22 protein-coding genes are annotated in these 22,090 nt (G+C 61.5%); 7 read left to right on the forward strand and 15 right to left on the reverse strand.

Translation table 11 applies throughout. The features are described from left to right. Position 1: 1 nt before the first annotated feature. The 3 genes from EHV23_RS09930 to EHV23_RS09940 all read right to left on the reverse strand — a co-directional run bounded on the left by EHV23_RS09930 (position 2) and on the right by EHV23_RS09940 (position 2,462). The gene (locus EHV23_RS09930; RefSeq protein ID WP_125095934.1) at positions 2 to 292 is read right to left on the reverse strand and encodes a type II toxin-antitoxin system RelE/ParE family toxin; all 291 of its coding nucleotides are present in this window, start codon (positions 290 to 292) and stop codon (positions 2 to 4) included. Then, positions 289 to 762 carry a hypothetical protein gene (locus EHV23_RS09935; RefSeq protein WP_125095935.1) on the reverse strand — a complete coding sequence of 158 codons (474 nt, stop codon included), beginning with the start codon at positions 760 to 762 and terminating at the stop codon, positions 289 to 291. Before EHV23_RS09935 ends, EHV23_RS09930 begins: the two co-directional genes overlap by 4 nt. Positions 763 to 1,127: 365 nt before the next feature. Then, positions 1,128 to 2,462 carry an MFS transporter gene (locus EHV23_RS09940; protein ID WP_125095936.1) on the reverse strand — a complete coding sequence of 445 codons (1,335 nt, stop codon included), beginning with the start codon at positions 2,460 to 2,462 and terminating at the stop codon, positions 1,128 to 1,130. Positions 2,463 to 2,733: 271 nt separating this feature from the next. Between EHV23_RS09940 and pdxH the strand changes: the two genes are divergently transcribed. Both pdxH and EHV23_RS09950 read left to right on the forward strand, forming a co-directional pair. After that, positions 2,734 to 3,375 (forward strand): pyridoxamine 5'-phosphate oxidase, encoded by a 642-nt coding sequence (pdxH, locus tag EHV23_RS09945; protein ID WP_203228963.1) that lies wholly within the window; start codon positions 2,734 to 2,736, stop codon positions 3,373 to 3,375. A gap of 132 nt (positions 3,376 to 3,507) precedes the next feature. Further along, a complete protein-coding gene (locus EHV23_RS09950; protein WP_125095937.1) occupies positions 3,508 to 3,870 on the forward strand; it encodes a DUF1304 domain-containing protein in 363 nt (120 codons plus the stop codon). Positions 3,871 to 3,901: 31 nt separating this feature from the next. On the opposite strand, the gene EHV23_RS09955 is transcribed toward EHV23_RS09950, so the two are convergent. Continuing rightward, entirely contained in the window at positions 3,902 to 4,942 is a 1,041-nt protein-coding gene (locus EHV23_RS09955; protein WP_125095938.1) for a hypothetical protein, read from the reverse strand. Positions 4,943 to 5,169: 227 nt separating this feature from the next. Then, complete coding sequence (locus EHV23_RS09960; protein ID WP_125095939.1) at positions 5,170 to 5,436, reverse strand: HlyD family secretion protein; 267 nt, start codon at positions 5,434 to 5,436, stop codon at positions 5,170 to 5,172. 126 nt (positions 5,437 to 5,562) lie between these two features. Here EHV23_RS09960 and EHV23_RS09965 point away from each other — a divergent pair, with 126 nt between their 5' ends. The 3 genes from EHV23_RS09965 to EHV23_RS09975 all read left to right on the forward strand — a co-directional run bounded on the left by EHV23_RS09965 (position 5,563) and on the right by EHV23_RS09975 (position 8,087). After that, entirely contained in the window at positions 5,563 to 5,889 is a 327-nt protein-coding gene (locus EHV23_RS09965; protein WP_125095940.1) for a helix-turn-helix domain-containing protein, read from the forward strand. Positions 5,890 to 5,975: 86 nt separating this feature from the next. Next, positions 5,976 to 7,283, forward strand: coding sequence for a type II toxin-antitoxin system HipA family toxin (locus EHV23_RS09970; RefSeq protein ID WP_125095941.1), 1,308 nt, complete (start codon positions 5,976 to 5,978; stop codon positions 7,281 to 7,283). A gap of 51 nt (positions 7,284 to 7,334) precedes the next feature. Beyond that, positions 7,335 to 8,087, forward strand: a complete 753-nt coding sequence (locus EHV23_RS09975; protein WP_125095942.1) for a class I SAM-dependent methyltransferase — start codon at positions 7,335 to 7,337, stop codon at positions 8,085 to 8,087. Positions 8,088 to 8,272: 185 nt separating this feature from the next. Here the strand turns inward: EHV23_RS09975 and EHV23_RS09980 are convergent, their stop codons facing one another. Further along, entirely contained in the window at positions 8,273 to 9,118 is an 846-nt protein-coding gene (locus EHV23_RS09980; protein ID WP_125095943.1) for an AraC family transcriptional regulator, read from the reverse strand. A gap of 587 nt (positions 9,119 to 9,705) precedes the next feature. On the opposite strand from EHV23_RS09980, the gene EHV23_RS09985 reads away from it, so the two are divergent. Beyond that, positions 9,706 to 10,416 (forward strand): MFS transporter, encoded by a 711-nt coding sequence (locus EHV23_RS09985; RefSeq protein WP_125095944.1) that lies wholly within the window; start codon positions 9,706 to 9,708, stop codon positions 10,414 to 10,416. Positions 10,417 to 10,466: 50 nt separating this feature from the next. On the opposite strand, the gene EHV23_RS09990 is transcribed toward EHV23_RS09985, so the two are convergent. After that, positions 10,467 to 11,819: an IS5 family transposase gene (locus EHV23_RS09990; RefSeq protein ID WP_125095945.1), complete on the reverse strand. Its 1,353-nt coding sequence runs from the start codon at positions 11,817 to 11,819 to the stop codon at positions 10,467 to 10,469. A 160-nt stretch (positions 11,820 to 11,979) separates the two neighbouring features. Between EHV23_RS09990 and EHV23_RS09995 the strand changes: the two genes are divergently transcribed. After that, a complete protein-coding gene (locus EHV23_RS09995; RefSeq protein ID WP_125095946.1) occupies positions 11,980 to 12,666 on the forward strand; it encodes an MFS transporter in 687 nt (228 codons plus the stop codon). Positions 12,667 to 12,708: 42 nt separating this feature from the next. Here the strand turns inward: EHV23_RS09995 and EHV23_RS10000 are convergent, their stop codons facing one another. The 8 genes from EHV23_RS10000 to EHV23_RS10030 all read right to left on the reverse strand — a co-directional run bounded on the left by EHV23_RS10000 (position 12,709) and on the right by EHV23_RS10030 (position 22,075). Next, the gene (locus tag EHV23_RS10000; RefSeq protein ID WP_238990417.1) at positions 12,709 to 13,992 is read right to left on the reverse strand and encodes a TFIIB-type zinc ribbon-containing protein; all 1,284 of its coding nucleotides are present in this window, start codon (positions 13,990 to 13,992) and stop codon (positions 12,709 to 12,711) included. Then, positions 13,985 to 15,190: an SPFH and helix-turn-helix domain-containing protein gene (locus tag EHV23_RS10005; protein WP_125095947.1), complete on the reverse strand. Its 1,206-nt coding sequence runs from the start codon at positions 15,188 to 15,190 to the stop codon at positions 13,985 to 13,987. Before EHV23_RS10005 ends, EHV23_RS10000 begins: the two co-directional genes overlap by 8 nt. Positions 15,191 to 15,275: 85 nt before the next feature. Then, positions 15,276 to 16,865, reverse strand: coding sequence for a DUF945 family protein (locus EHV23_RS10010; protein WP_125095948.1), 1,590 nt, complete (start codon positions 16,863 to 16,865; stop codon positions 15,276 to 15,278). A 374-nt stretch (positions 16,866 to 17,239) separates the two neighbouring features. Beyond that, positions 17,240 to 18,325, reverse strand: coding sequence for an MBL fold metallo-hydrolase (locus tag EHV23_RS15260; RefSeq protein WP_158615922.1), 1,086 nt, complete (start codon positions 18,323 to 18,325; stop codon positions 17,240 to 17,242). 248 nt (positions 18,326 to 18,573) lie between these two features. Then, positions 18,574 to 18,786: a hypothetical protein gene (locus tag EHV23_RS15265; protein WP_158615923.1), complete on the reverse strand. Its 213-nt coding sequence runs from the start codon at positions 18,784 to 18,786 to the stop codon at positions 18,574 to 18,576. 243 nt (positions 18,787 to 19,029) lie between these two features. Next, entirely contained in the window at positions 19,030 to 20,088 is a 1,059-nt protein-coding gene (locus EHV23_RS10020; protein ID WP_125095950.1) for a helix-turn-helix transcriptional regulator, read from the reverse strand. A gap of 4 nt (positions 20,089 to 20,092) precedes the next feature. Continuing rightward, positions 20,093 to 20,626: a DUF2726 domain-containing protein gene (locus tag EHV23_RS10025; protein WP_125095951.1), complete on the reverse strand. Its 534-nt coding sequence runs from the start codon at positions 20,624 to 20,626 to the stop codon at positions 20,093 to 20,095. Positions 20,627 to 20,683: 57 nt separating this feature from the next. Then, positions 20,684 to 22,075, reverse strand: a complete 1,392-nt coding sequence (locus tag EHV23_RS10030) for an MFS transporter (RefSeq protein WP_125095952.1) — start codon at positions 22,073 to 22,075, stop codon at positions 20,684 to 20,686. Positions 22,076 to 22,090: the final 15 nt, after the last annotated feature.

The following is a 22,090-nucleotide window of genomic DNA, read 5'->3' on the forward strand; positions in this document are numbered from 1 at the left end:
TTCACCCGCACGGTGGCCACTTCTGCGCACCATGCAGTACACGCATGATTTCAATGCATCTGATGCGGGGCCGGATCCGATACACAACGATATAGGGCGTCTCGGCAACCACCAGCTCACGCGTACCCGGAACCCGCCCCAGCCTTCCCAGTTCAGGATAACTGGCGAGAAGGCTCACCTGATTTTCCAATGCAATGGACTGCGCCAGCGCAGCCGATGCACTGTCGCTGGCAATGTAATCGATCAATGCCCGTTGTGCACGAACGGCCACGGGCAGCCAGCGAATCTTCATCGACCCTTCCCGGGCTTGCCTGCCATCATTTCCATGATCCTGGCACGCTGCGTTGCCATGTCTGCCGTCACGTCCTCGTGAGACATCCAGGCCGTATCGGGATCATCCGCCTCCCACAAGGCTTCCTCGACCTGGGCACGAAACCAGGCATCATGTGACGCCGCTTCGTGGGTACGGCGAAGCGCCTCCGCCCTGTCGGGCCTGGACCTGCTCCCCGCCTTCAGCGCAGGGTTCCAGCCCCGAAGATCAAAGGCACCCGCAGCCAGCCCCAGCCGGTGCAGCAGACTCAATGCCTGCGAAGGATTGCCGAACTCACGGGGCTGTGTGCTTCGCGCCTTGGCCAGCGTTCCGGACTCTCCCTGCATGGTCTCGATCTCGACGTAGAAGGAGCCCCCTTCCGCCCGCAGTGTGACCCCCCGAACCCCCCCGGCACCATGGATGGTCCGTAGCTGGTCCAGTGTCAGTGTCATCCCCATGGCTACCACCCTGTCATATCAATGATTGTCACTGTACAGGATCAACTATAAACGTGCAATCTGCCCCTCCGACGGCACAGCGTCAGACCACACCAGCATGTGAACACAGCGCAGCGATGAAGCCATGAACGGCAAGGCGGAAAGGCCGGCTGACTGAGGGCTGGTAACCCGTTCTATCGCGTGCCCAGGTGGGTCAGTTTTACTTCGGCACCCTGGGTCAGTTTTCAATCGGCGTTGACAGCCGTCACGGCCTGAAGCGTGCAGGACCCGTTCATCCCCCACCCATGCCCCGGCCGTAGCAGCCAAAGCACCCTGCACAGGCAAAGCTGACCGCCTTGCCTGGCAGGGCAGCCCCGGCCTCACGCCTTGATCACTTCCTCCTCGTGCCGCGCGAGGATCAGATACCCCACCGCGGCAAAGGCCGACAGCCCGGCCACCACCACATAGGACCAGAACCAGCCGAAGTGGTCGGCCATGATCGGCATCACCCAGTTGGCGCCCATGTTGCCGATCAGATAGGCCGTCACACCCACGAATCCGATGGCCGTACCCGCCACCTTCAGCGGCACGAAGTTGATGGTCAGGATGTTGACGATCAGCTGCGGACCATAGATCAGCGCGCCCAGCACACCACAGACCACAAGCATCAGCGCATAGTTCGGTGCCCCCGATGCCGTGATGGCCTCATACGCCATCACCACCCCAGCCATCACGAACAGGCCGATGGCGCCGATCCGGGCCATCTTGTTGGGGTATTTGGCCGCCAGCCAGGCAAACACCAGCGAACCGGGAATGGCCACCCACTCCAGCACCGAGATGGCCATCTGGGCATGGGCATCTTCCATCTTCGCCACTTCGTGCAGATAGATGGGCATCCAGTCCTCCACCCCGAAGCGGATGAAGTAGAGCGCCACGTTGACCGATGCCACCAGCAGCAGGGCCGGATTGCAGAACACGTACTTCCAGATCAGCTGCCAGTAGGAGAGCGACGACTGTTCCTCCTCGCTGGCCACGTTCGACTCACCGCCCTCGCCATACATCTGGCGCAGGGAATCGAGCCCCTCCTTCTCGGGGCTGTCGCCGCCGTACTTCCAGCAGAAGGCCGCACAGACCAGCACCAGCACGGCCGGCACCACGAAGGCCGCCAACACATGGCCGGTCCCCGGCACGATCCAGCCCAGGGTCGTCATGCCGGCCACCATCATCGGCAGCATGGCCGAACCGAAGTTCTGCGAGACGTTCCACCCAGCAATGGCCGCACCGCGGGTACGGTTGGGATAGTAGTTGGCGATCATGTTCTGCGAGGCCGGCGCCAGCGCCCCCTGCACCACCCCGCACAGCACCAGCAGCACGGCCAGCGCCGCAATCGAGGTATGGTAGAAGCCGATGATGATGCAGATGACCGCACTGGCCGCCAGCGACAGCGCGAAGAGCTTGCGCAGACTGACCTTGTCGCCCAATGCGCCCATGTAGAACTTGGCCAGACCATACGACACCGCCAGGCACGACAGCAGCATGGCAATGTCGTCCTTGGCCCAGCCGTTGGTGACCATGATGGACTTGGACATCAGCTTGAAGTTGTTGCGCACCAGATAGGCGCAGACATAGCCCAGAAAGGCGACGATGAAGACCATCTTCTGCCGTTTCAGGAAGGCCGCAAACTTTTCCGGCGGCGTCTTGTACCCGGTTTCCATGGGTTTTGTTCTCGTGTGGTGAAACCTGATTCGTTTTTCATGAAGCGGGCCGGAAAACCCCGGCACCGCTCCGCCCGGCCCGCCCCGATAAACCCGGTGCAGGCCCTTCCGGCATGTTAATCCCGGAAAGCGGTTCCGGGTCGAACCATGTCTGCATGCCGGTCTCCTCCCTCCACCGGGCCGCACCAGCCCCACCCTCCGGCAAAGCAACCATTCGCGCCCTTCCCCCGATCCGGGCACAATACCCCCAGTCACACCACGGGCACACACCATGAACAAACTGGACCTGCACGACATCCGCCAGGACTACAGCAAACAGGCGCTGTCCGAAACCGACTGCGCCGACCAGCCCCTCGAACAGTTTCGCCAGTGGCTCGATGCCGCCATGCACGCGGAAGTTCACGAGCCCACCGCCATGAACGTGGCCACCGTGGACGAGCACGGCCACCCCAACGCCCGCATCGTGCTGCTCAAGGAAGTCAACGACCAGGGCTTCGTCTTCTTCACCAATTACCAGAGCCGCAAGGGTCGCGCCATCGCCCTGCACCCGCACGTGGCACTCACCTTCTTCTGGCCGGAACTGGAGCGGCAGGTACGTGTGGAAGGCAGCATCACGAAGCTGGCCGAGGCCGAGTCGGATGCCTACTTCGATACCCGCCCCTACACCAGCCGCATCGGCGCCTGGGCCAGCCACCAGAGCGAGGTGCTCTCCAGCAAGGCCGACCTGATGGCCCGCGCCGCGCTGGTCGGCGCCAAACACCCGCTGCACGTGCCACGCCCACCGCACTGGGGCGGGTACGTCGTCACGCCACGGCTGGTGGAGTTCTGGCAGGGCCGCCCCAGCCGCCTGCACGACCGCATCCAGTACCGGCTGGACGATGGCAGCTGGATTCGCGAGCGGCTGTCGCCCTGAAGTCAGATATTTTCCCGAGGGGTGGTGAACACCCGGTCCTGCAGCCGGTACTCACTCTGTTCGTCGTGGGCAAACTATTTGATCGTAAGCATCCCCATGGGATTGCTTGTATAATTTTAGGGTTCTGTAAAGATGAGTAATCTGGCCATGTGGCTGACCGCACTGGTCGCTGCGGAGCACGCGCTGATCGTGTGGGTGGAGATGTTCAGCTGGGAGAAGACGGGGCCACGGGTGTTCCGCTCGCTGCCGGTGACGCTGTTTGCACCCACGAAGACGATGGCAGCCAATCAGGGTCTCTACAACGCCTTTCTGGTGGCAGGGCTCCTGTGGGCGCTGATTGCCGGGGATGCGCTGTGGCAGCTGCGGCTGGCCTGCTTCTTTCTGGGCTGCGTGGTGGTGGCCGGTGCCTACGGGGGCATGACCGTGGGACGAAAAATCTTCTTCGTGCAGGGCCTGCCGGCCCTGCTGGCGCTGGTGGCCGTGCTGGTGGGCTGAGATCAGTTCCCGCGCCAATGGGTCGGGATCGTCACAGCCGCGGCCAGGTCTGCGGGCCGGTTACCCAGTAAAAACTGCGCGCGCCGGGGTTGAAGTCGGTGGGGGGCAGATAGCCACGCATGTCGTCGACTTCGGTGCGGTCGTAATTCAGGGCCTTGCCGAAGGTCCAGTCGCCGGGCACGCTCCAGACCTGGCAGACGGTCCGGCTGACGCTGCCCACGCTGTCGTACCAGCAGAGTTTGGCCTGTTGCGGGTTGTCACCCTTTTTCACCTGTACGGAATAGCTGCCGCTGTTCGTATTGTCCGTGCCCTTGTAGCTCTGCACGAACGTGTCGAAGGTGATGAAATCCATTTTGGACACACCTTTCGGCGCGTCTGCCTTCAGTTCATAGGTTTTTGGACCCTGTGAGGCCGTTTCCTGTTCCAGCTTCATGGTGTTGGCCAGCGTGATGCCTTCGTCCGTGACCTGGACGGGGATGGTAGCGCTGCTGTTCAGGAAGACCTCGCTGGCGGAACCACTGTTGCTGCCCTTCATGCCCGTGTTGAGGTGGTAGAAGAAATTGCTCTGGGCCAGGAAGAAATTGCCGTCGGCGGTACGCTCGTTTTTCGGAGAGCCATTGTCATTGGCATCGGTGTAGTACTGGTAGGCCGCGATGTTGGGCAATTCGGGGGCGGGATTGTCCTGTTTCTTCCAGGTGCTGCTGTCGGCCGGGTAGCCGGTGATCACTTCGTCCGGGAAGCCACTATAGTCGGCATTCTGCATCGACAGGCCCAGCAGTGCGTGGAACAGCTCGCCACTGATGCCCTGTTCGTTGATCGGCTGCTGGGCGGGCGTGGCGGGGTCTGCATCGCTCGTGCCGGTGCCCGTGCTGGTGTTGCCCGTATTGGCACTGGTGCTGGCGGCTGCGGCGCTGCCACTGCTGTCGGGGCCGGCTGCGGTCCCGCCACCGGGCTGTTCATGCGCAAGGGCCGCGCCAGCGATCAGCCCCGCGGCAAGGGCGACGATGGCACGGGTGCCGGGACTGGTGATGACGCGCATGTGCAGTGGCGTCGTGGTGCTCTGATCTGGCATGGAATGCTCCTTTCTGTGCGGGGCCTCTGCCATGAGCGTCACATGGATGCGCATCACAGGGTGACGCGCTGCATCGTCCGGGCATGGGAACTGCGTTTCGCCGGGCTTTTCCAGAGGGCCCCTGGGTCATGGGAGCGTTCAGGGTACGTGCGTTGTCCGTCCGGGCGATAGCTGCCAGAAAGCACCAGCCCGATCTGGTGGGGGGCAGCATGGGTCCACGACACACGCTACCTGTCGTGACCTTTCTGCTTCGTATCCACCCGGACTTCCACCGACATGCCGGGCGCCAACCGCTTCAGTTCCTGCTGGTCGGGGTCGAGCGTGACCTTCACCGCCATGCGCTGGGCGACCTTCACGAAATTGCCCGTCCCACTGTCGGCCTTGATGATGCTGAATTCCGATGTCGTGGCCGGTGAAATCTCGGCCACACGACCGGCATACGACTGTCCGCCCAGAGCATCCACGGTGACCCGGATCGGCTGGCCGATGCGCACATTCTTCCTGTTCGAACAGCAGCAACATGATAGCTTGACGCTTTTCGTCAATTCACGGCCTCCAGGCCGGTTATAATGTTCCAAATGGAACGAATCTGATGTTTTGGCACTCCTGGTAGAATGCTTATGGAACACCCCCTGCCCCTGTCGGCCGAGCGCGCCCTGCGCAAGCTCGGCCACGACATTTCGCTGGCCCGCCGCCGGCGCCGCTTCTCCCAGGCCTCGCTGGCCGAGCGGATAGGTGCATCCGTATCCACGGTGCGTCGCATGGAACAGGGCGACCCGCGCATCCCCATTCACTTCCATGCCCGTGCCCTGCTGGTCTTCGGTGAACTCAAGGCGCTGGAGAACATCCTCGACACGGCCAACGACGACATCGGCCTCATGCTGATGGACGAAAACCTGCCCAAACGCATCCGGGCAAAGCGCCATACCCCGGACGGCGGGCTTTGAAGCGTGTCATGCGTTCATTCGGAGCCGGCGCCGGGACGGAGGGATCCGTGACGGGCTCCCACCGAAAGACATGATCGACGAGCACCATGATCAGATCATCCGCCAGAACGTCCAGCCCAACCACCCGTCAGCAGGTCCAGCTGTGCCTGGGCGAGACCGGTACCCCGGTTGGGTCGTTGATCTACACCCGGCAGGGGCGCCGGGAAAACAGCACCTTTGCCTATTACGACAACTGGCTCGCCAACCCGAACCACTTCAACGTCTCGGCCGACCTTCAGCTGACGCCTGGCTACCAGTCCCACAAAGCCGCATCGGCGCACGATTCCGTCTTTCACGGCGCGATTGCCGATACCGCGCCGGATGCCTGGGGCCGGCGTGTCATCGCCCGTGACCACGCCAAACGCCGCCGTGCCGATCCCGGCCTGCCCCCACTCACCGAGCTGGATTATTTGCTGGCTGTCGATGATTTCAGCCGTGTCGGTGCCCTGCGACTGCAGGATTCGTCCGGACAATGGCAACGTACCGTCGAAGAAGGTCGCCGCCGGACACCCCCTCTCATCGAACTGGAAAAGACCTACCGCGCCAGTCGTGCGCTGGAAAGCGGCCAGGAAAGCGCCGAAGACCTGCGCTACCTGCAGGGCAAGGGCACCTCACTGGGTGGCATGCGCCCCAAGTGCACGATGGTTGACGAAGACGGCTGGCTGGCCATTGGCAAGTTCCCCAGTGTGGGCGATGGCCGCAGCGTCACCCGTGGTGAGGTACTGGCACTGAAACTGGCGGAAAAGGCCGGTATTCCTGCAGCTCCGGCGCGCATCGTGCAGCTGGGCGACACCCCCATCGCCGTCATCCGTCGCTTCGACCGCACCACGAACAACCATCGCATCCCCTACCAGTCTGCCGCCACGCTGCTGCAGGCTTCACGCGAGGAAGACCGCAGTTACACCGAGCTGGTCGACGCCCTGCACACCCATGCAAAGAACCCTACTGCCGACATTCAGCAGCTGTGGCGCCGGATTCTTTTCAACCTGCTGATCACCAACGTGGATGACCATCTGCAGAACCACGGGTTTCTGCACGTCGACAATGGTCACTGGCGCCTCGCCCCCGCCTTCGACATCAACCCCTTTCCCGACCGGGAGCGCGAGTCCAAGACCTGGCTCTCCGAAGAAGACGGCCCGATCACCGACGTACACATGCTGATGGCGCGGGCGCCCTGGTTTTCCCTGAACGATGAACAGGCCCTGCAGGTATTGCACGAAGTCCACCGGGCTGTTTCCCGGTGGAGACAGGTTGCGCTCAGCCCAGCCGTTGGTCTGAAGTCCACGGAGCTGGACGACTTTGCTGCCGCCTTCGAACACGAACAGATGGTGGCCGCTGCCACCCTGTTGCGTTGAGCACCAGGGCAGATATCATGGCATTCGCACCAGCACGGAAGGAAATTGCCCATGGCTTCCACACCCCTGCATGACAAACTCAAGGCGCCCTTCAGAGATGATGCCCGGACAGACAGCGACGGTATCCTGCGCTGCCTTGACCGAACCGCTGTAACCGGAGACAACCAGCGCTACATGTCCATGTACGACTGGATGGCCCGGTGGTATGACTTCGGTGAAAGGTGGATCGGAAAGCTCAAGTACGGCAATGGCATTCCCAACATGCGCCGGCAGCTGATGCAGGAACTGCCATGGCGCAATGGCTGCTCCGCCCTGTATGTCTCGATCGGCACCGGTGCAGACCTGCGCTACCTGCCAGCATCCATCGATGCTGCCACACTCGACCTGGTCGGACTGGACATCTCACTGGGCATGCTGAGGCGCTGCAGACGGGTATGGCGCAGAAAGCTTGATCTGTCTCTTGTGCACGCCAGTGCAGAGGATCTTCCTTTTGCAGACCACAGCTTCGATATCGTCTTTCATGTAGGCGGCATCAATTTCTTCAACGACAAGAAACGTGCCCTGCAGGAAATGGCCCGCGTCACCCGTCCCGGTACGAAAATCATGATTGCCGACGAAACGGCTGACTTCGTGGACGAGCAGTACAAGAAAAGCCTCTTCACCCGCAGCTACTTCGATGACACCCAGTTCGACCTTAAGGAGATCATAGCCGCCATACCCGCCGGCATGCAGGATGTAAATACCCAGCTGATCTGGAACAACCGATTCTACTGCATCACCTTCCGTACGCCTGACGTTTGCTGAACTGCCTCTGTCGGCATTTTTAATTGCGTGTGGATTCATTCAAAACCCGCCCGAAGCCCCCTCCTGGACGCACATGACTGTGGACAGTGAAGCCAATGAGGATTCCGCGGCTCTACCGCCCTGTCCTGTGTGCCCAAAGGAGTTTCGGAGGGATGAATGAGTCAATGCCATGCCTCACTGGCAAACTACTTGACTGCAAAAACCTCACTCGGAGAAACCCCCATCACCTGGCGCACCATCGCTGAAAAAGCACTCTGATTCCCGTAGCCCAGCCTGTAGGATATCTCGCCCAACGTCATACCATGGGCCGAAAGCGCCAGAGCATGCGCCAGCAAAGCCTGTTTTCTCCAGACAGAAAATCTGCTACCCAGCTCCGTATGGAAAAGTCTGTTGATGGTACTTACACTGGCGCCCGCCTCTCTGGCCATCTCGTCCAACGAACGAGCAAGCGAAGGTTGTTTCATGAAGGAATCACAAAACGACCGGAGACGACGTTCAGAAGGAAGAGGAACCATCAATGGGCAAGCTGGCGCACCAATGATCTCCAGTAGTATCAAAGAACAATAACTTTCGTACCTTCTTGCTAGAATATCTTCAATATTCTCCATGGCTAATGCCTTGACAAGCTCTCTCAAAAGAGGACGAACCTCAATAACACGACAACCCAACCATGGAGACAAATCAACGCACTTTTCGGGGACACGCTCCATGCACCCCGGAAGTAATTGCAAAGAACAAAGATGAGCGGTTTCCAGCAACGCTGCAGAATGAGAAACCCCAGCAGGTATCCAAACAGCACGCCAAGGCGGAACTGTGTATGTGGCGCGTGTTGTCGTGACCCTGACCACTCCTCGATCAGAAAAAATCATCTGATCCCATGCGTGTCGATGGCAGGTAACCTTGGTATTTGCCGCATGCAATCTGAACACGCACCGTACCGGCAGAGCATTCGAGGGAGCAAATTCCGGCCCCGATAGAGGAAACACCCCGCTATCCTCATTACAGATCAAGGTAGTTGTACGATAATTCACTCAACCTCCTGTCCGCTGTCTTAAACGATCAATATTCTTGAGCTATCCCGAACCGAATCAGCACATGGACTACCGTCATGATCGCGAATATTCGGATGACTTTGTGACCAACCAGATCACAACCCTTTGATGTTGACACATGCCGTAGCCGACAAGTAATTGGGACTTTCCCCTGCCTGAGATACTCAAGACTGACCGCATCGTACAGTGGAATTTCAGTCATGGATGCGGACCACAGCATGATGACGCCCCGCCCCCCTGTTTCGCCGCAGGAATAGGCACATGCTTGCTCTATGGCAACATCTCATATGGAGATGAGATGTTGCAATCGAACGTCGGCCCCTTCAATACAAAGACCAAGCAAGCCTATCAACCAAACAACTACTACGGCTTCTAAAAACAACTCTTGACATGTATTCATAAACACATGACACACAAACGATAACTGATCGTCAACTAACCCAATAGACTATGCCAAGCACAGTGATGACTGCCCAAATAAAAGCACAAATCCACGACACCGAACGTAAATTTCTCCTGACAAAAATTCAACTTCACAAAACACCCCATAAAACAGGATTGCGATCATGCAGAAAGAAAACCCATCGTCTCTCTTGAGTGCAGCGGATAAGGTCATAATCAACACGTTGATTTTTGGAGCAATTCTTCCGCTACTAGATACGTCCGTGGTCAATGTTGCGCTTCACGACATTGGCTCTCAGTTTGGAGCTTCACTCGGACTGAGTCAATGGACAATAACCTCGTACACACTGGCCGCTGCAGGTGCCGTGCCACTATCGGGCTGGTTGACGCAAAAAATTGGTAGTAAACGATTATGGTTAACAAGTCTATGGATTTTTTTGTTTGGATCCCTGTTCTCTGGCTTGGCATGGAACGTCGAAACGCTGATTTTTTCCAGGGTATTGCAGGGCGTCGCATGCGGGGTACTTCTCCCGACCATGCAAACCATCGTCATCGAAGCGATCGGAAAGAAGAAAGCAAAGTCCGCCCTGACTGCCATGGCCATACCATCCGTAATCGCACCCATACTCGGACCCGTAATTGCAGGGGCACTTCTGAGGTTTGCCGACTGGAGAATGATTTTCTGGCTTCATGTGCCGATTTGCGCGGTGGCAATATATCTTGGGTGGAGAAATATTCCCAAAGACAGTCGAGAAAATGTTATCGCCGGATTTGACATCATCGGCTTTTTGCTTCTTTGCCCCGGGATGATTCTGTCGATATATGGAATAGTCAGTCCTGAACAACCCAGAATCCGCACGTCAGCCTGTTGCTGAACGGAACGACCGAGAAACTGGACAGGACCGGGTTGGTGCCGCTCTGCCGCCTACAACGTCATTTCTGACCGATCCGGCAGCATCAGCCGTACACAGGCCAGAATCGACAGCAAAATAAAGGCACAAAAACGCCGCAGCCGGCGCTGCAGCCGACGCAGCAGCAGCCGGATGTTGTGTCCGGCACCGCACAGCACTGCGTGAAGTGCATCTCCCAATGCCCCCTTGAGCCAGTTTCGGTCAAGTTTGCCATCGGTCTTCATGTGGCCTATCGTCGGTTCGATGGCACTGCGGCGTCTGATCATCGCCCTGATCCCGCGCGTCACGCCTCGCCTCTGTCCTGATCGCAGGATTCTCACGCCCGGCACGTCAGCACCGCGATAGCCCTTGTCCACAACGGCAGTGTCGATACGGCAATCTCCCACAATCGACGCTTGCTCCAGTGCTTCGTACAGGGTGTGGCCGTCGTACGGCCGGCCCGGCATCGATCTTGCGCCCACAACGAAACCTTCCCTGTGCGTCGTGGTGATCGAGACCTTGACACCGAACTCGTAGGGATTTCGGGCCTTGCCCTTGCTGATGCACTCCACCTCCTGCGCATGCAGTGCGTACAGCTTGTTCCTGTCTTTCGGCTGCTGCGTCAGAATCCGTTCGGCCCGTGCCATCAGGTCATCAAGCCATTGACGCAATGGGCCGGTCACCTGCTCTCGTTGCCGGTCGATATCCCGCCAGATACGCCCGACCCGTTTGCGCAGCTTGCCGAGCACATTTCGCATCCGCTTGAACTGTCTCGCATGCGCATGGCGGCCCACCTGCCTCGCCAGCTGAGGGGCTACACGACTGTAGCTCTGCCGCAGCTTCAGGCCACACGCCCTGGCGGCCTTGACCAGATGCTGTCTGGTACGCTCCAGAAGCCGGGAATCCGTTGGATGCGCAATCGCTTTCGGCATGACGGTCGTATCCACGATCACCGTCTTGAAGCTGGATTCCTTGAGCATGCCAAGCTCCTGCGCCAGAACCAGCGTCAAAGACAGCATCTCTTCCACGCCAGCCTCGCCCAGCCTTTTGCGCCAGCGCGTCAGGCTGGACGGATCAATCGGCGGTCTGGTCTGCAGGTAGATCTCCCCGGTGAAGACCTGCCAGTACGGGTTCTCCACCCAGGTTGCCACCACTTCCTCATCGGACAGATCGAAGGCGTGCTGCAGATACAGCAGCCCCGCAATCAAACGAGGGGACGTGGCGGGCCGCCCCGTACGGGACTTGAACTGGTCCGCCACCAGTGCATCGATGCGCTCCCACTGGATCCGGTCGCCCAGCAGGATCAGCGGATGCTTCAGGTTCAGGTGATCGCGCAGCGGATACCCGAACAGCTCGCCAGTCTGTGGTTGTGATGGCTTTGGACCCATGAAGACCCCGGAGAAATTGCAAGAAAACGAGCCCCTATGATCGCAAATCCTGCAATCTCTGCAGGGTGGTTCCCGGGGTCAGACACTGGGTATCAGGGGGTGAGACGGGTTGTTCAGGACCGACGGAATAGAAAGCATAAACCCTTCCAGCCCGGCTGACATGAATACAGACATTACTGTCGCTTCAGTCGGGATTGTGTTTTTGGCATCGTTCTTCCTGATTTCAAAACGGAAGCCAGACAGCTCGTTGATAGATATATCAATGTTCAAGCACTCGAATTTCAGGAAAGCGAGTTTGCTGTTATTCACCTCCAGTGCTGTCTATTATGGTGGGATAATGCTGTACCCTCTCTATTTCATCCAGCATGACGGATATCCTTCCTATCTTGCAGGTATACTTCTTGGAGTCCACGGGATTGGAACTCTTCTGTCACGCTGGAAACTCGACAGAATATCCAGAGCAGTTGGAGAAGAGCGAACGGCATTCCTGGCAGTCATCTTGACTATCATGGGATCATGCATAGTGGGTTGGCACGGAGAACTTGGAAATAGATGGGTTCTGGGCTTTGGCATGCTCCTCCGTGGTGCCGGAATAGGGGTTCTGACCATCATTTCCATGGCTGGAGCATATGTAGGATTGACCGACAGGCAGATATCCCATGCCAGCTCTGTTACTCGCATGATGACTCATCTTGGAGCCACGATTGGCGTCACCGGGGTAACCATCGCGATCAAGGTATCATCTGATGGATATCTATTTTCGGGTTCCGTTTTTGATGCGGGACATGTTTTCCTGCTGGCGTTATCTACGCTCTGTTTTTTCATGATAAACAGACAGAAAAAGTAGCTCGTTGCATGAAAAACTGTCGGATAGACTGGGCTGTAAAAATTACCGGGCCAGCATGGCATATATGAATGCCACCAGCAGCAACACACCCAGCACCGCCAGCGCAATTTTCACCCAGCTGTACGGCCGCTCACCGGCCACCCGGCCGGTGTAGCCATTGACCACCACCTGAAACACCCGGTGGCCATAGGTATAGCGCACCAGCCACACCGGCACCAGCACGTGCTTGAAGGTGCAGCCGGTGAACTGCGTGTCCACCATCAGGTTGCGATAGGTGTTGCCCGGCACCTGCCGGGCGCACATCGCTTCCATTTCGTGCTGCATCTGCCGGCGGCCCTGCGTGGTCGCCTCGCGCAGGTCCACCTGATAGCGCTCCACTGTCCAGCCCCGCACATAGTCCGGTGAATAGGGCTTGAGGTCGGTGGTGGTGGGAAAGGGCTCGATGCGCCGCAGCAGCCTTGGATGAATACCCACGGTGCCGGGCACCAGTTCGTCATCGAAGAAGTGTTCGAATTCTCCGGCGGCCGGAATCCAGCGCACATGCTGCACCTGCCGGGTTTCCAGACGGCCATCGGTACCGCGTACCTGTTCGGTGGTGTAGTAATAGTGGCCGGCCTCGGCGCTCCAGCGCGAAAATGCCCGGGCATCGAAGGTCCAGTACGGCAGATAGATGCCCTTGAGGGTATCGGTGGCAGCCGCTTTTTTCAGGCGGCTGGGTGCAAACCAGCGTTTGCCGTACCAGGCACGCAGGATATCCCGCACCTGTGTGTCGTCATATTTGAACGGCAGCACGCTCTGGGGCGTGATGGCGTCGCGCATCGCCTCGTGGCTCACAATGGCCGGTGATCCGCAGAAGCTGCAGCGGTCGGCCACCTGGGCATTCACAAAAACGGAAATGGCCTGGCAGCTCTGGCATTTCAGTTCGAAGCGTTCTGCACCCCAGTTGCGCAGGTTGGCCGGATCCCGCAGGGCGGCTTCCAGATCCTGCTCCTGCAGGGCATGATGGTCTATGTCCGCCTTCGGTCCGAACAGTGTCTCGGCCTCGCGGGCCAGCGCCCTGTCGTCTGCCGCGTGGCCGGGCACACCGGCAACGAATTCCCCCTGGAAGGATCCGTCCAGTGCAGGGCCGCTGGCAACGGATCCATCCGGCTCATGGACATGTCCGGCCGTATCCCGTGCAGCCGGACCCGTGTCCGGCTGGTGTCCACGTGGCGCCCCCACCACCGTGCCGCAGTACGGGCAGGCCAGCGCCTGCTTGCGCGCACTCCATTCCAGATACCCGCCACATTCGGGGCAGGGCCGCTTGTCTGCCAGCCCCTCAGCCACGCAGGAACTCGTCCAGCGCCGAACGCGCGATCCGCCAGGCAGAACCTATTTTTCGGGCCTTCAGGTCACCGGCCTGGATGCTGGCCATCACATCCTCCTCCGGCACGCTCAGCAGCGCTGCCGCCTGCCCGGGCGTCAGAACGGTCAGCCCATCCAGGCCGGCCACCTCACCCGCCACGGCCGCGCCCGAAAACGTACCCGTTGCATCACCACGCCCCGGGACGGCGTTCGGCCCCTGTTCCTCCACGCGGGCTGTGCCCTGGCCAGATGGCGTACCACCCAACATTCCCTGCCCGGCTCCGCCTGCTGCCTGCGTGCCAAGTCCATGGGCAGGGGCCATACTCCCCTGCATCCCGCGCATCATCTCCTGCGCCATGGCAAAGCCCATGGCCATCTGCGCAGGGGCGGCGCCGGCCCCGCTATCGCCACCCTGCCCCATGCCCAGACCCATCTGGTACTTCACGTAGTCGTTCAGGTTGCCGATGGCACGCATGCTGCCCTGCTTGTCGATGGCCTGCTCGACCTCGGGCGGCACCGAGACGTTCTCCAGAACGAAGGAGGAGATTTCCAGCCCGTACTTCTCGCGGACCGCCGGGTTGATGACCGGCAGCAGCGCCTCGCCCATTTCGGCGTAGCGACCGGCCACGTCCAGCACTGGCACGTGGGCACGTGCCAGCGCGTCGGTGAACACGCTGACGATGCGCGAGCGCATGGTGTCCTGAAACTCGTCCAGCCGGAAGTGCTGGTCGGTACCGGCCACCTCCTTCAGGAAGCGCGGTGCATCGACGATGCGGAAATCGTAGGTACCGAAGGCCCGCAGTCGCACCACGCCGAAATCCGGGTCGCGCATCATGACCGGATTGGCCGTACCCCACTTGTTGCCGGTGAAGAGCCGCGTGTTCAGGTAGTAGACATCACACTTGAACGGCGACTGGAACCCGTACTTCCAGCCCAGGATGGTGGACAGGATGGGGATGTTCTCGGTAGTGAGCGTGTACTTGCCCGGGCCGAACAGATCGGCGAACTGGCCGGCCGCCACGAACTGCACCAGCTGCGACTCGCGCACGATCAGCTGGGCACCGTTCTTGATCTCCCGGTCTTCGTCCGGCCAGCGAAAGGACAGGGTGTCGCGCGAATCGTCCGTCCATTCGATGACATCGATGAACTGGTTGCGGATGATGTTGAACAGTCGGTCCATGGCCACTCCCCAGGGCCCACCTGCAGCAGCCGGCTCACAGCCACGGCAGGGGCACCCTGACAACAGAATCAGCAGGTTAACATGCTCAGAACAACCGCTGGCCGTTCAGGTACACACCACTTCCGGAGAGGCTGGCATCCAGTGTCCAGGCGTTGCCGGTGTACTGGAACACGGGCGTCCGGCCCAGCGTGCAGGCAAAGTCGCAATCATGCCCGACCATGTCGGGGTTGTTGGCATTGAAGCGCTCCTGCATCCGGTCCACCCATGCCTTCGGCAGGGTCACCGTTGCCCGGGCGGTCAGCGACTGCATCAGGTCCGCCACCAGGGGTCGCTGCTGTGGCCCCGTCCGCATTGGGGTCATCCGGGCCGACATGCCCAGCGTGGCCGATTCACTGCCCGCGGCGGCCGCCAGGTCGAACTTCACGTCCGGTGAGGCGGCTGCCACCCCCTGCAGCAGGGTGCGGGTATGGGCCTCATCCGGCAGCACCTTGCGCGGGTCGTCGGTCCTGCCCAGTGCCTGGAGCAGATCCTGCACCGGCCGCATCGCATCCACATCCAGACTGGCCATTTTGCTGTCCATCACCAGCGAGTCCAGCGGCGTGTTCATCACCATCAGCTTGCCTTCGGCATGGTCGACCTGCGAGAACAGCCGGCCGCCCAGGGTGCCTTCACCCTGTCCCTGCAGCTCCGACAGCCGGAAGATCACCCTGTCCTTGCCGCCGGATGCCTGCGGCGGCGTCAGTTTCATGCTCCAGTCATCGAGCTGCATCGTGTACCGGCCCGGTGCAAACAGCCAGAGGTCCGGGTCGATCAGCTGCTGCTTCACCTGCGCCGACAGGCCATTCAGGGTCAGGGTCATGCGCCCCGTGCTGCTCGCCGGCCCATCATGCGGTTGCCGTGCGGCCCCGGGTCCGGTGCCCTCGTCGTCATTCTCATCATCATCCGCCGGCCCGTCGCCCACCGGCACTTCCATCGTGCCGCCGGGCCAGCTCATCACGATGTCCTGGTCCCGCCTGTTGGCCGCCGTGCGCACATCGATCACGCCTTCCTGCCAGCTCAGGCGACCGGCAAAGGGAGTGCCGGCCGGCGCATCGTCGTCACCGGCCTCGTTCGGTGCAGCAGCGCCGGCTTTCGTTTCAGGGGAAGGCACGATTTCCCCGGCCGGCAATACCGCATGCGTGTGCACGCTGCCATCCAGCCCCACCACGGTATCGGCCCACGGGGCCTGGGTCTTTGCCAGGGCCCTGCGCATGTCGGCATCCAGGCCGTCCACATGGTCCACCCGCGTCTCGATCACGGCGGCAGCCGGGCGGCCACCGGCCAGCGGGCCGTGCTTCACCGTCTGCACCAGATGCACCTGCAGCGTCAGCTTCCGGCCGGCTTCCATGCCCTTCAGGATCTGGTCCTGCACACTGGCACCCGGCTCGATCTCCGGCTCCTGCCCCGGCTCGGGCGGCAGCGACACATCCAGCGTCAGTACACTGGTGGCCCGTGACTGGAAGAGGCCCCGCTCGTACGCCCCGGGCTTGATGTCCCGCGCGCCCAGGCGCTCCGCGACCTTCACCGTCTCGGCCGGCAGCACCCGTTCCACCTTCTGGCCCAGCCACCAGCCGCTGCCCGCATATACGGCACCCAGCACCACCACACCACCTGCCACCGCACCCAGCTTGCCCATCAGACGCCCTCCTGAAAAGAATGCCCCTATGGTGGCAAATACCCCACAGGGACGCCAGACCGGCCCCTGACCATCGGCCGAAATACAACGCCTGAAGGCAGTCCGGCGGGTGGTGCCGTCCAATGGTCGACTGGCGTGCCCGGAGCGTTTAAGGGACTCATTCGCCCCTGTGCTGGGCTGGTGCTGAGCCTGTGCGGACTGATCACGGCGCTGCTGGCCAGTCTGGAGCAGCGCCAGCGTGCCATGGTTGCGTGCCGGCAAGGCATCGTAGCAGGCACCTTGGCGGGCAGGACAACGCCGGCAGCGCACGGCTGGGGCCAGCCCGGCTCATCAGGGGTCAGACCAGGTCACGGCATGGGGGAAAACCGTAGCCATCAGGGCAGCGGGCTGAATTCTCCCGGTATCCAGCGATAGCCCTTGCCCTGCGGTATCACGTGGCCCAGCCCCGGGAACGGCAGATGGGCGCCGCCCACCCACCAGTCCTGCCTTGCCGCCTCGACGAACAGCCGTTTGCGCGACGCAATGGCCTGGGCTGGAATGCTGTCGAACGACGAATACACCACCGGCCGGGCAAACTGCACCGCGTGGTAGTGCACGATATCGCCCCACAGCAGCAACCGGCCGTCCACCAGCCACGATGCATGACCCGGCGTGTGGCCGTGCGTGGTCACCAGGGTGACGCCGGGGGGCAGCTCCCGTTCCGTGACACGATGAATGCCAAACGAAGCCCGGTGCATGGCCTGGTGTCCGGTTTCGGTCGCCGATTCGCCAGAGGCCGGCGCCGCTGTCCGCTCCGGAGCCGATCGCTCCGGAGCCGATGCATCTGCCCGTTCTTCAGATGCCGACGCCTCGGCCTGACCGGAAGCCCGCTCCCCGGCGCGGGAAGAAGACGGCCTGGCAGACGCAGCACCGGGCACCACCCGCCGGACACGGCCGTCCTTCGAATAGGGCGCCAGCGCCTTCGCCGCCATGCCGAAGGCGGCCCTCATGTCTTCGGGCGCCCTGGCCATTTCCCGTTCGTCCAGCCAGTAGGTCGCCTCATCATCGGGCAGCCATACCGTGGCCTGCGGAAACGCTTCCGTGCCATCCGGTTTGAGCAGGCCACAGATATGGTCGGGATGCGCATGCGTGAGCAGCACATCGGTCACCGCAACCGGATCCACGCCAGCGGCCTGCATCGTCTGCAGCAGCCGCCCGGTGGAAGTACCAAAACAGGTTCCTGCCCCGGTGTCCACCAGCATCAGCCGTTCGCCACGCCGGACCAGAAACGCATTCACGGCCGTCTGCATGCCAGTGCCCAGGGGAGCTGCCGTGAACTGCGGTACATGGGCCCGCTTCAGGGCCGCATTCAACTCGGCCCGCCCAATACCCTGCACGGTCTTTTCCGGGATGGGCAGGAAACCATCCAGCAGGGCCGTCACCTGCAGCTGGCCCAGCTGCAGGCGGTAGACGCCGGGCACCTGTTGCTGCGATTGAGGCTGCGGATGCGATGGCGATTTTGACCGTTGGGGCTGTTGTTGCGATTGACTGGTCTGTGCCTGTGCCTGTGCCTGTGCAGGATTTTCCGGCCCATCGACCGACCGGGCCATGACCTGTGGTCCCGTCAGTCCGAACAGGGCAGCCCCCACGGCTGCGGCCACACCATGACACAGCACGGCTGGAAACGGCGGGGTTTTTCTGCCGGCACGATCACGGGCAGGATGGATTGTCACCTCTCCGCCGGTATGGTCACAGACGGGATGAACAGCCATTTCCCCACCAGCATGGTCACCGACAGGATGAACGGCCATTTTCCCACCGGCATGGTCACGGACGGGATGGACTGCCATTTCCCTGCCGGTATAGCCACGAACAGGATGCCCCACCCTTTTTCCGCTGGTGCGGTCACAGGCGGAACCAGCCGCCCAAGCGGCATCTGCATGTATCACAAGCATCGTCAAACCTCCTGAAAAGTCAGACGATGACAATAGCGAATCCTCCATGACCGTTTCGCTCAGAATTCCCCCCGAAACGCTCAGGCAGAGGCATGAAAGGGATGACATGCCGCACACGCGCATGGATGAGTACGGGCAGCGCCTGAAGCCATCGAAGATTCTGCGACCCTGCCGCCTCGTCCTGCACCCCCCAAGGGGCATGGAGGGACGGATGCGCCCATGAAACGCCCTCAGTCTGCTTCGCGCCCGAGCTGCGAGGGTTCCAGCCCGAAGCGGGCCCGGAATGCCCGCACGAAGGCGTCCGGGGATCGGTAGCCCACCCGGGCAGCCACCGTTTTGAGCGGCAGATGGGTGCCGTAGAGCAGGTTGAGCGACAGGCCCAGACGCACCTCAGCCAGCAACTCGCGCAACGACGTATGCTCGGCCGCCAGCCGACGGCGCAACGTAGCGCCGGACAATCCCAGCAACGCCTCGAAATCGCGCGACTGCCAGTGACGTGCCGGCGTGGCCAGCACCTGCTCCCGAACCTGATGGGCCAGCGTGGGCGCCTGCGGCAGTACCAGTCGCCGCAGGCCCCGCCGCTGCACCAGCGCAATGACCAGTGCGGCCAGCGCTGCCCGTGCACCCGCATAATCTCCCTGCAGCAGCGTATGGGCCCAGCGCAGCAGGGCAGGCGCATGGTCATCAGCGACGGCTGTATAGATCCACGGTCCTGGAGAGGATATCTGGTCTGCGGGAGGCACTGCGGTAAAGATCCCGTAGGCCACCTCTTGCCCGGTGGAACCAGTCACAGCCGGCGCAGACGCAGTGGTCACCGGCGGAAAACCCGTCCCCAGCAGCAGTCGTGCGGCAGTCAGCACCTCATCGCACAGCGGCACCATCAACGCGCGGTAGCGTCCGGTCTGCACATCCGGCTGGTGCTGCACATCCAGGCGCGCACCGGCACACATCACCAGCATGCCCCCGGGCGGGAGCTTGCCGTCGCAGTCGGCACAGTGCACCGTCTTGCAGCCTTCCAGCACGATGCTCAGCGCGGGCTGCAGCACATCAACGGCGCGCACGGTGTGGGCCATGCGGGCACTGGCATGCACGCAGCTGGCGGCCGCCTCACTGTCGAGCAGGGCCTGCAGCTGCTGCTGAAGCGTTCCATCCGGCAGGCCCGCCTGACACACGGACTTCACGCACGACGACGGTTCGGGCGCGGCAGGTAACTGCGGCACCGGAACAGGTGCAGCAGTGGACGATGACGGATCGGGTTTCACCGGCTGGCGCGTTCTGGAGCGTGTCATGGATTCATTCGTCCCCCAGCAGCCCGGCCTGCCAGAAATCGTCGCGGATCTCTTCCGGCTCCGGTTTGTTGCGGCTGTCGTAGCGGATGGTCAGGTAACCGGCCATGCCGGTGATGCGGTCGCGCTCGGCATCCCGGTCGGCATCGTGGGTCGAATCGTCCAGCTCCACCAGGGCCACGATGCGGTATTCATCGTCGACGATCACGAAATCCAGCACCTTCTGCGCAAAGCGACCGCGCACCGACAGATATCGTCCCGGCTCGGACACTTCTTCGTCATCCAGATCCGGCTCCATGATAGCCCCCATCGACACCTGCACGAGCACCCGGAATTCCGGCAGGGCGTCTTCCAGCCGGTGGCAGAATTCCAGCTCGTTGTCGGTCAGCAGCGGCCGCGAACGCACCCGCCAGGGTCTTTCGGGCTTCGGGCGACCCAGCAGCCAGAAGCCCGCCACGAACAGCAGCAGGCCCCCCAGCCACCAGTAACCGTGCTGGGCCTGCATCCACAGGTGCAGCTGATTCACCTGCGCGGACGACATCAGATCATTCAGCACGGCACAACAGTGAAGCAGCCGCACTCATTACCGGGAAAAGCATCAGGCTACCGGGTTCTCCAGCAGGCTTTCGTCCTTGGTCTCGTGGATGGACAGCAGTGCCAGCAGCGACAGCACGCCATTGATGGCCAGATAGACCCCCACCCCGATCAGCCCGAAGCGGGCGTTCAGTTCGATGGCCACGATGGTGGCCACCGACGCCCCCACGATGGCTGCCAGGTTGTACGCCAGCGAAGAGCCCGAATAGCGCACATTGGTGGGAAAGAGTTCGGGCAGCAGCGCCGCCATCGGCCCGAAGGTAAAGCCCATGATGAACATGCCCACCACGATGAAGGTCAGCACACCAGCAGGGGTGGCATGCTCGAGGAACAGCGGCATGGCCAGACCCAGGGCAATGATGGCCACCGTCACCCAGATCAGCCAGCGGCGACGGCCGATGCGGTCGGCCACCACCCCCGACAGGCTGGTGGCAATGCCGAACACCACGGCACCGATCATCAGGATACCGGTGAACGTGTTGGCCGGAATGCCCAGCCCCATGGCATGGCCAGCCGGCGACAGCGTGACCGGTGTCTTGGAGTACACCTGCACGAAGGCCGTCATCACGTAGAACAGCACATAGGTGGCCACCATGATGAACGTGCCCTGCACGATGGGCTTCCAGAACTTCACCACCACTTCCTTCACCGGCGCGTTGAGCGTCTGCTTGCGATGCTCGGCCTCCCGGTACACGTGACTCTCGTGCAGGCTCAGCCGCACGTACAGGCCCACCGCCACCATCAGCAGCGAGGCAATGAACGGGATACGCCAGGCCCATTCCACCAGCACCTCGGAGCCGAACCAGGCACTCACCCCAAAGAAGGCCCCATTGGCCAGCAGCAGCCCCAGCGGTGCGCCCAGCTGCGGGAAGGTACCGAACCAGGCCCGCTTGCCATCCGGTGCGTTCTCGGTGGCCACCAGGGCGGCACCGCCCCATTCGCCACCCAGGCCCAGCCCCTGCCCCATCCGGAACACGCACAGCAGAATGGGCGCCCAGATGCCGATGCTCTGATAGTTGGGCAGCAGGCCGATGGCCACCGTGGACAGGCCCATCAGCAGCAGCGAGGCCACCAGTGTCTTCTTGCGGCCGATCTTGTCGCCGAAGTGACCGAACAGCATGGCACCGAACGGGCGGGCAAAGAAGGCCAGCGCCAGCGTGGACATCGACAGCAGGATGGCGACGTGGTCATCGCTCTTGTCGAAGAACTGGGTGTTGAAGACCAGCACCGCCGCGGCTGCGTAGATGTAGTAGTCGTAAAACTCGATGGCCGTGCCCACCATCGAGGCAATGGCCACCTTGTAAGGATTGTTGCGCAGGTGAAGTGCAGACTCCGGATGCGGAGCGGAAGGGTCAGCAGCAGCCACAGACCCGGAAGCAGAATGTGCGTCGTTCATGATGAGGAAACAGGG

The sequence above is a fragment of the Lautropia dentalis genome (genome assembly GCF_003892345.1).
GTDB lineage: Bacteria > Pseudomonadota > Gammaproteobacteria > Burkholderiales > Burkholderiaceae_E > Lautropia > Lautropia dentalis.

What these genes read in the sequence shown, in the direction of transcription:
- EHV23_RS09930 (WP_125095934.1), bottom strand. Translation starts at nt 292, where the DNA reads ATGAAGATTCGCTGGCTGCCCGTGGCCGTTCGTGCACAACGGGCATTG.
- EHV23_RS09935 (WP_125095935.1), bottom strand. Translation starts at nt 762, where the DNA reads ATGACACTGACACTGGACCAGCTACGGACCATCCATGGTGCCGGGGGG.
- EHV23_RS09940 (WP_125095936.1), bottom strand. Translation starts at nt 2,462, where the DNA reads ATGGAAACCGGGTACAAGACGCCGCCGGAAAAGTTTGCGGCCTTCCTG.
- pdxH (WP_203228963.1), top strand. Translation starts at nt 2,734, where the DNA reads ATGAACAAACTGGACCTGCACGACATCCGCCAGGACTACAGCAAACAG.
- EHV23_RS09950 (WP_125095937.1), top strand. Translation starts at nt 3,508, where the DNA reads ATGAGTAATCTGGCCATGTGGCTGACCGCACTGGTCGCTGCGGAGCAC.
- EHV23_RS09955 (WP_125095938.1), bottom strand. Translation starts at nt 4,942, where the DNA reads ATGCCAGATCAGAGCACCACGACGCCACTGCACATGCGCGTCATCACC.
- EHV23_RS09965 (WP_125095940.1), top strand. Translation starts at nt 5,563, where the DNA reads ATGGAACACCCCCTGCCCCTGTCGGCCGAGCGCGCCCTGCGCAAGCTC.
- EHV23_RS09970 (WP_125095941.1), top strand. Translation starts at nt 5,976, where the DNA reads ATGATCAGATCATCCGCCAGAACGTCCAGCCCAACCACCCGTCAGCAG.
- EHV23_RS09975 (WP_125095942.1), top strand. Translation starts at nt 7,335, where the DNA reads ATGGCTTCCACACCCCTGCATGACAAACTCAAGGCGCCCTTCAGAGAT.
- EHV23_RS09985 (WP_125095944.1), top strand. Translation starts at nt 9,706, where the DNA reads ATGCAGAAAGAAAACCCATCGTCTCTCTTGAGTGCAGCGGATAAGGTC.
- EHV23_RS09990 (WP_125095945.1), bottom strand. Translation starts at nt 11,819, where the DNA reads ATGGGTCCAAAGCCATCACAACCACAGACTGGCGAGCTGTTCGGGTAT.
- EHV23_RS09995 (WP_125095946.1), top strand. Translation starts at nt 11,980, where the DNA reads ATGAATACAGACATTACTGTCGCTTCAGTCGGGATTGTGTTTTTGGCA.
- EHV23_RS10005 (WP_125095947.1), bottom strand. Translation starts at nt 15,190, where the DNA reads ATGGACCGACTGTTCAACATCATCCGCAACCAGTTCATCGATGTCATC.
- EHV23_RS10010 (WP_125095948.1), bottom strand. Translation starts at nt 16,865, where the DNA reads ATGGGCAAGCTGGGTGCGGTGGCAGGTGGTGTGGTGGTGCTGGGTGCC.
- EHV23_RS15265 (WP_158615923.1), bottom strand. Translation starts at nt 18,786, where the DNA reads ATGCAGATGCCGCTTGGGCGGCTGGTTCCGCCTGTGACCGCACCAGCG.
- EHV23_RS10020 (WP_125095950.1), bottom strand. Translation starts at nt 20,088, where the DNA reads ATGACACGCTCCAGAACGCGCCAGCCGGTGAAACCCGATCCGTCATCG.
- EHV23_RS10025 (WP_125095951.1), bottom strand. Translation starts at nt 20,626, where the DNA reads ATGTCGTCCGCGCAGGTGAATCAGCTGCACCTGTGGATGCAGGCCCAG.
- EHV23_RS10030 (WP_125095952.1), bottom strand. Translation starts at nt 22,075, where the DNA reads ATGAACGACGCACATTCTGCTTCCGGGTCTGTGGCTGCTGCTGACCCT.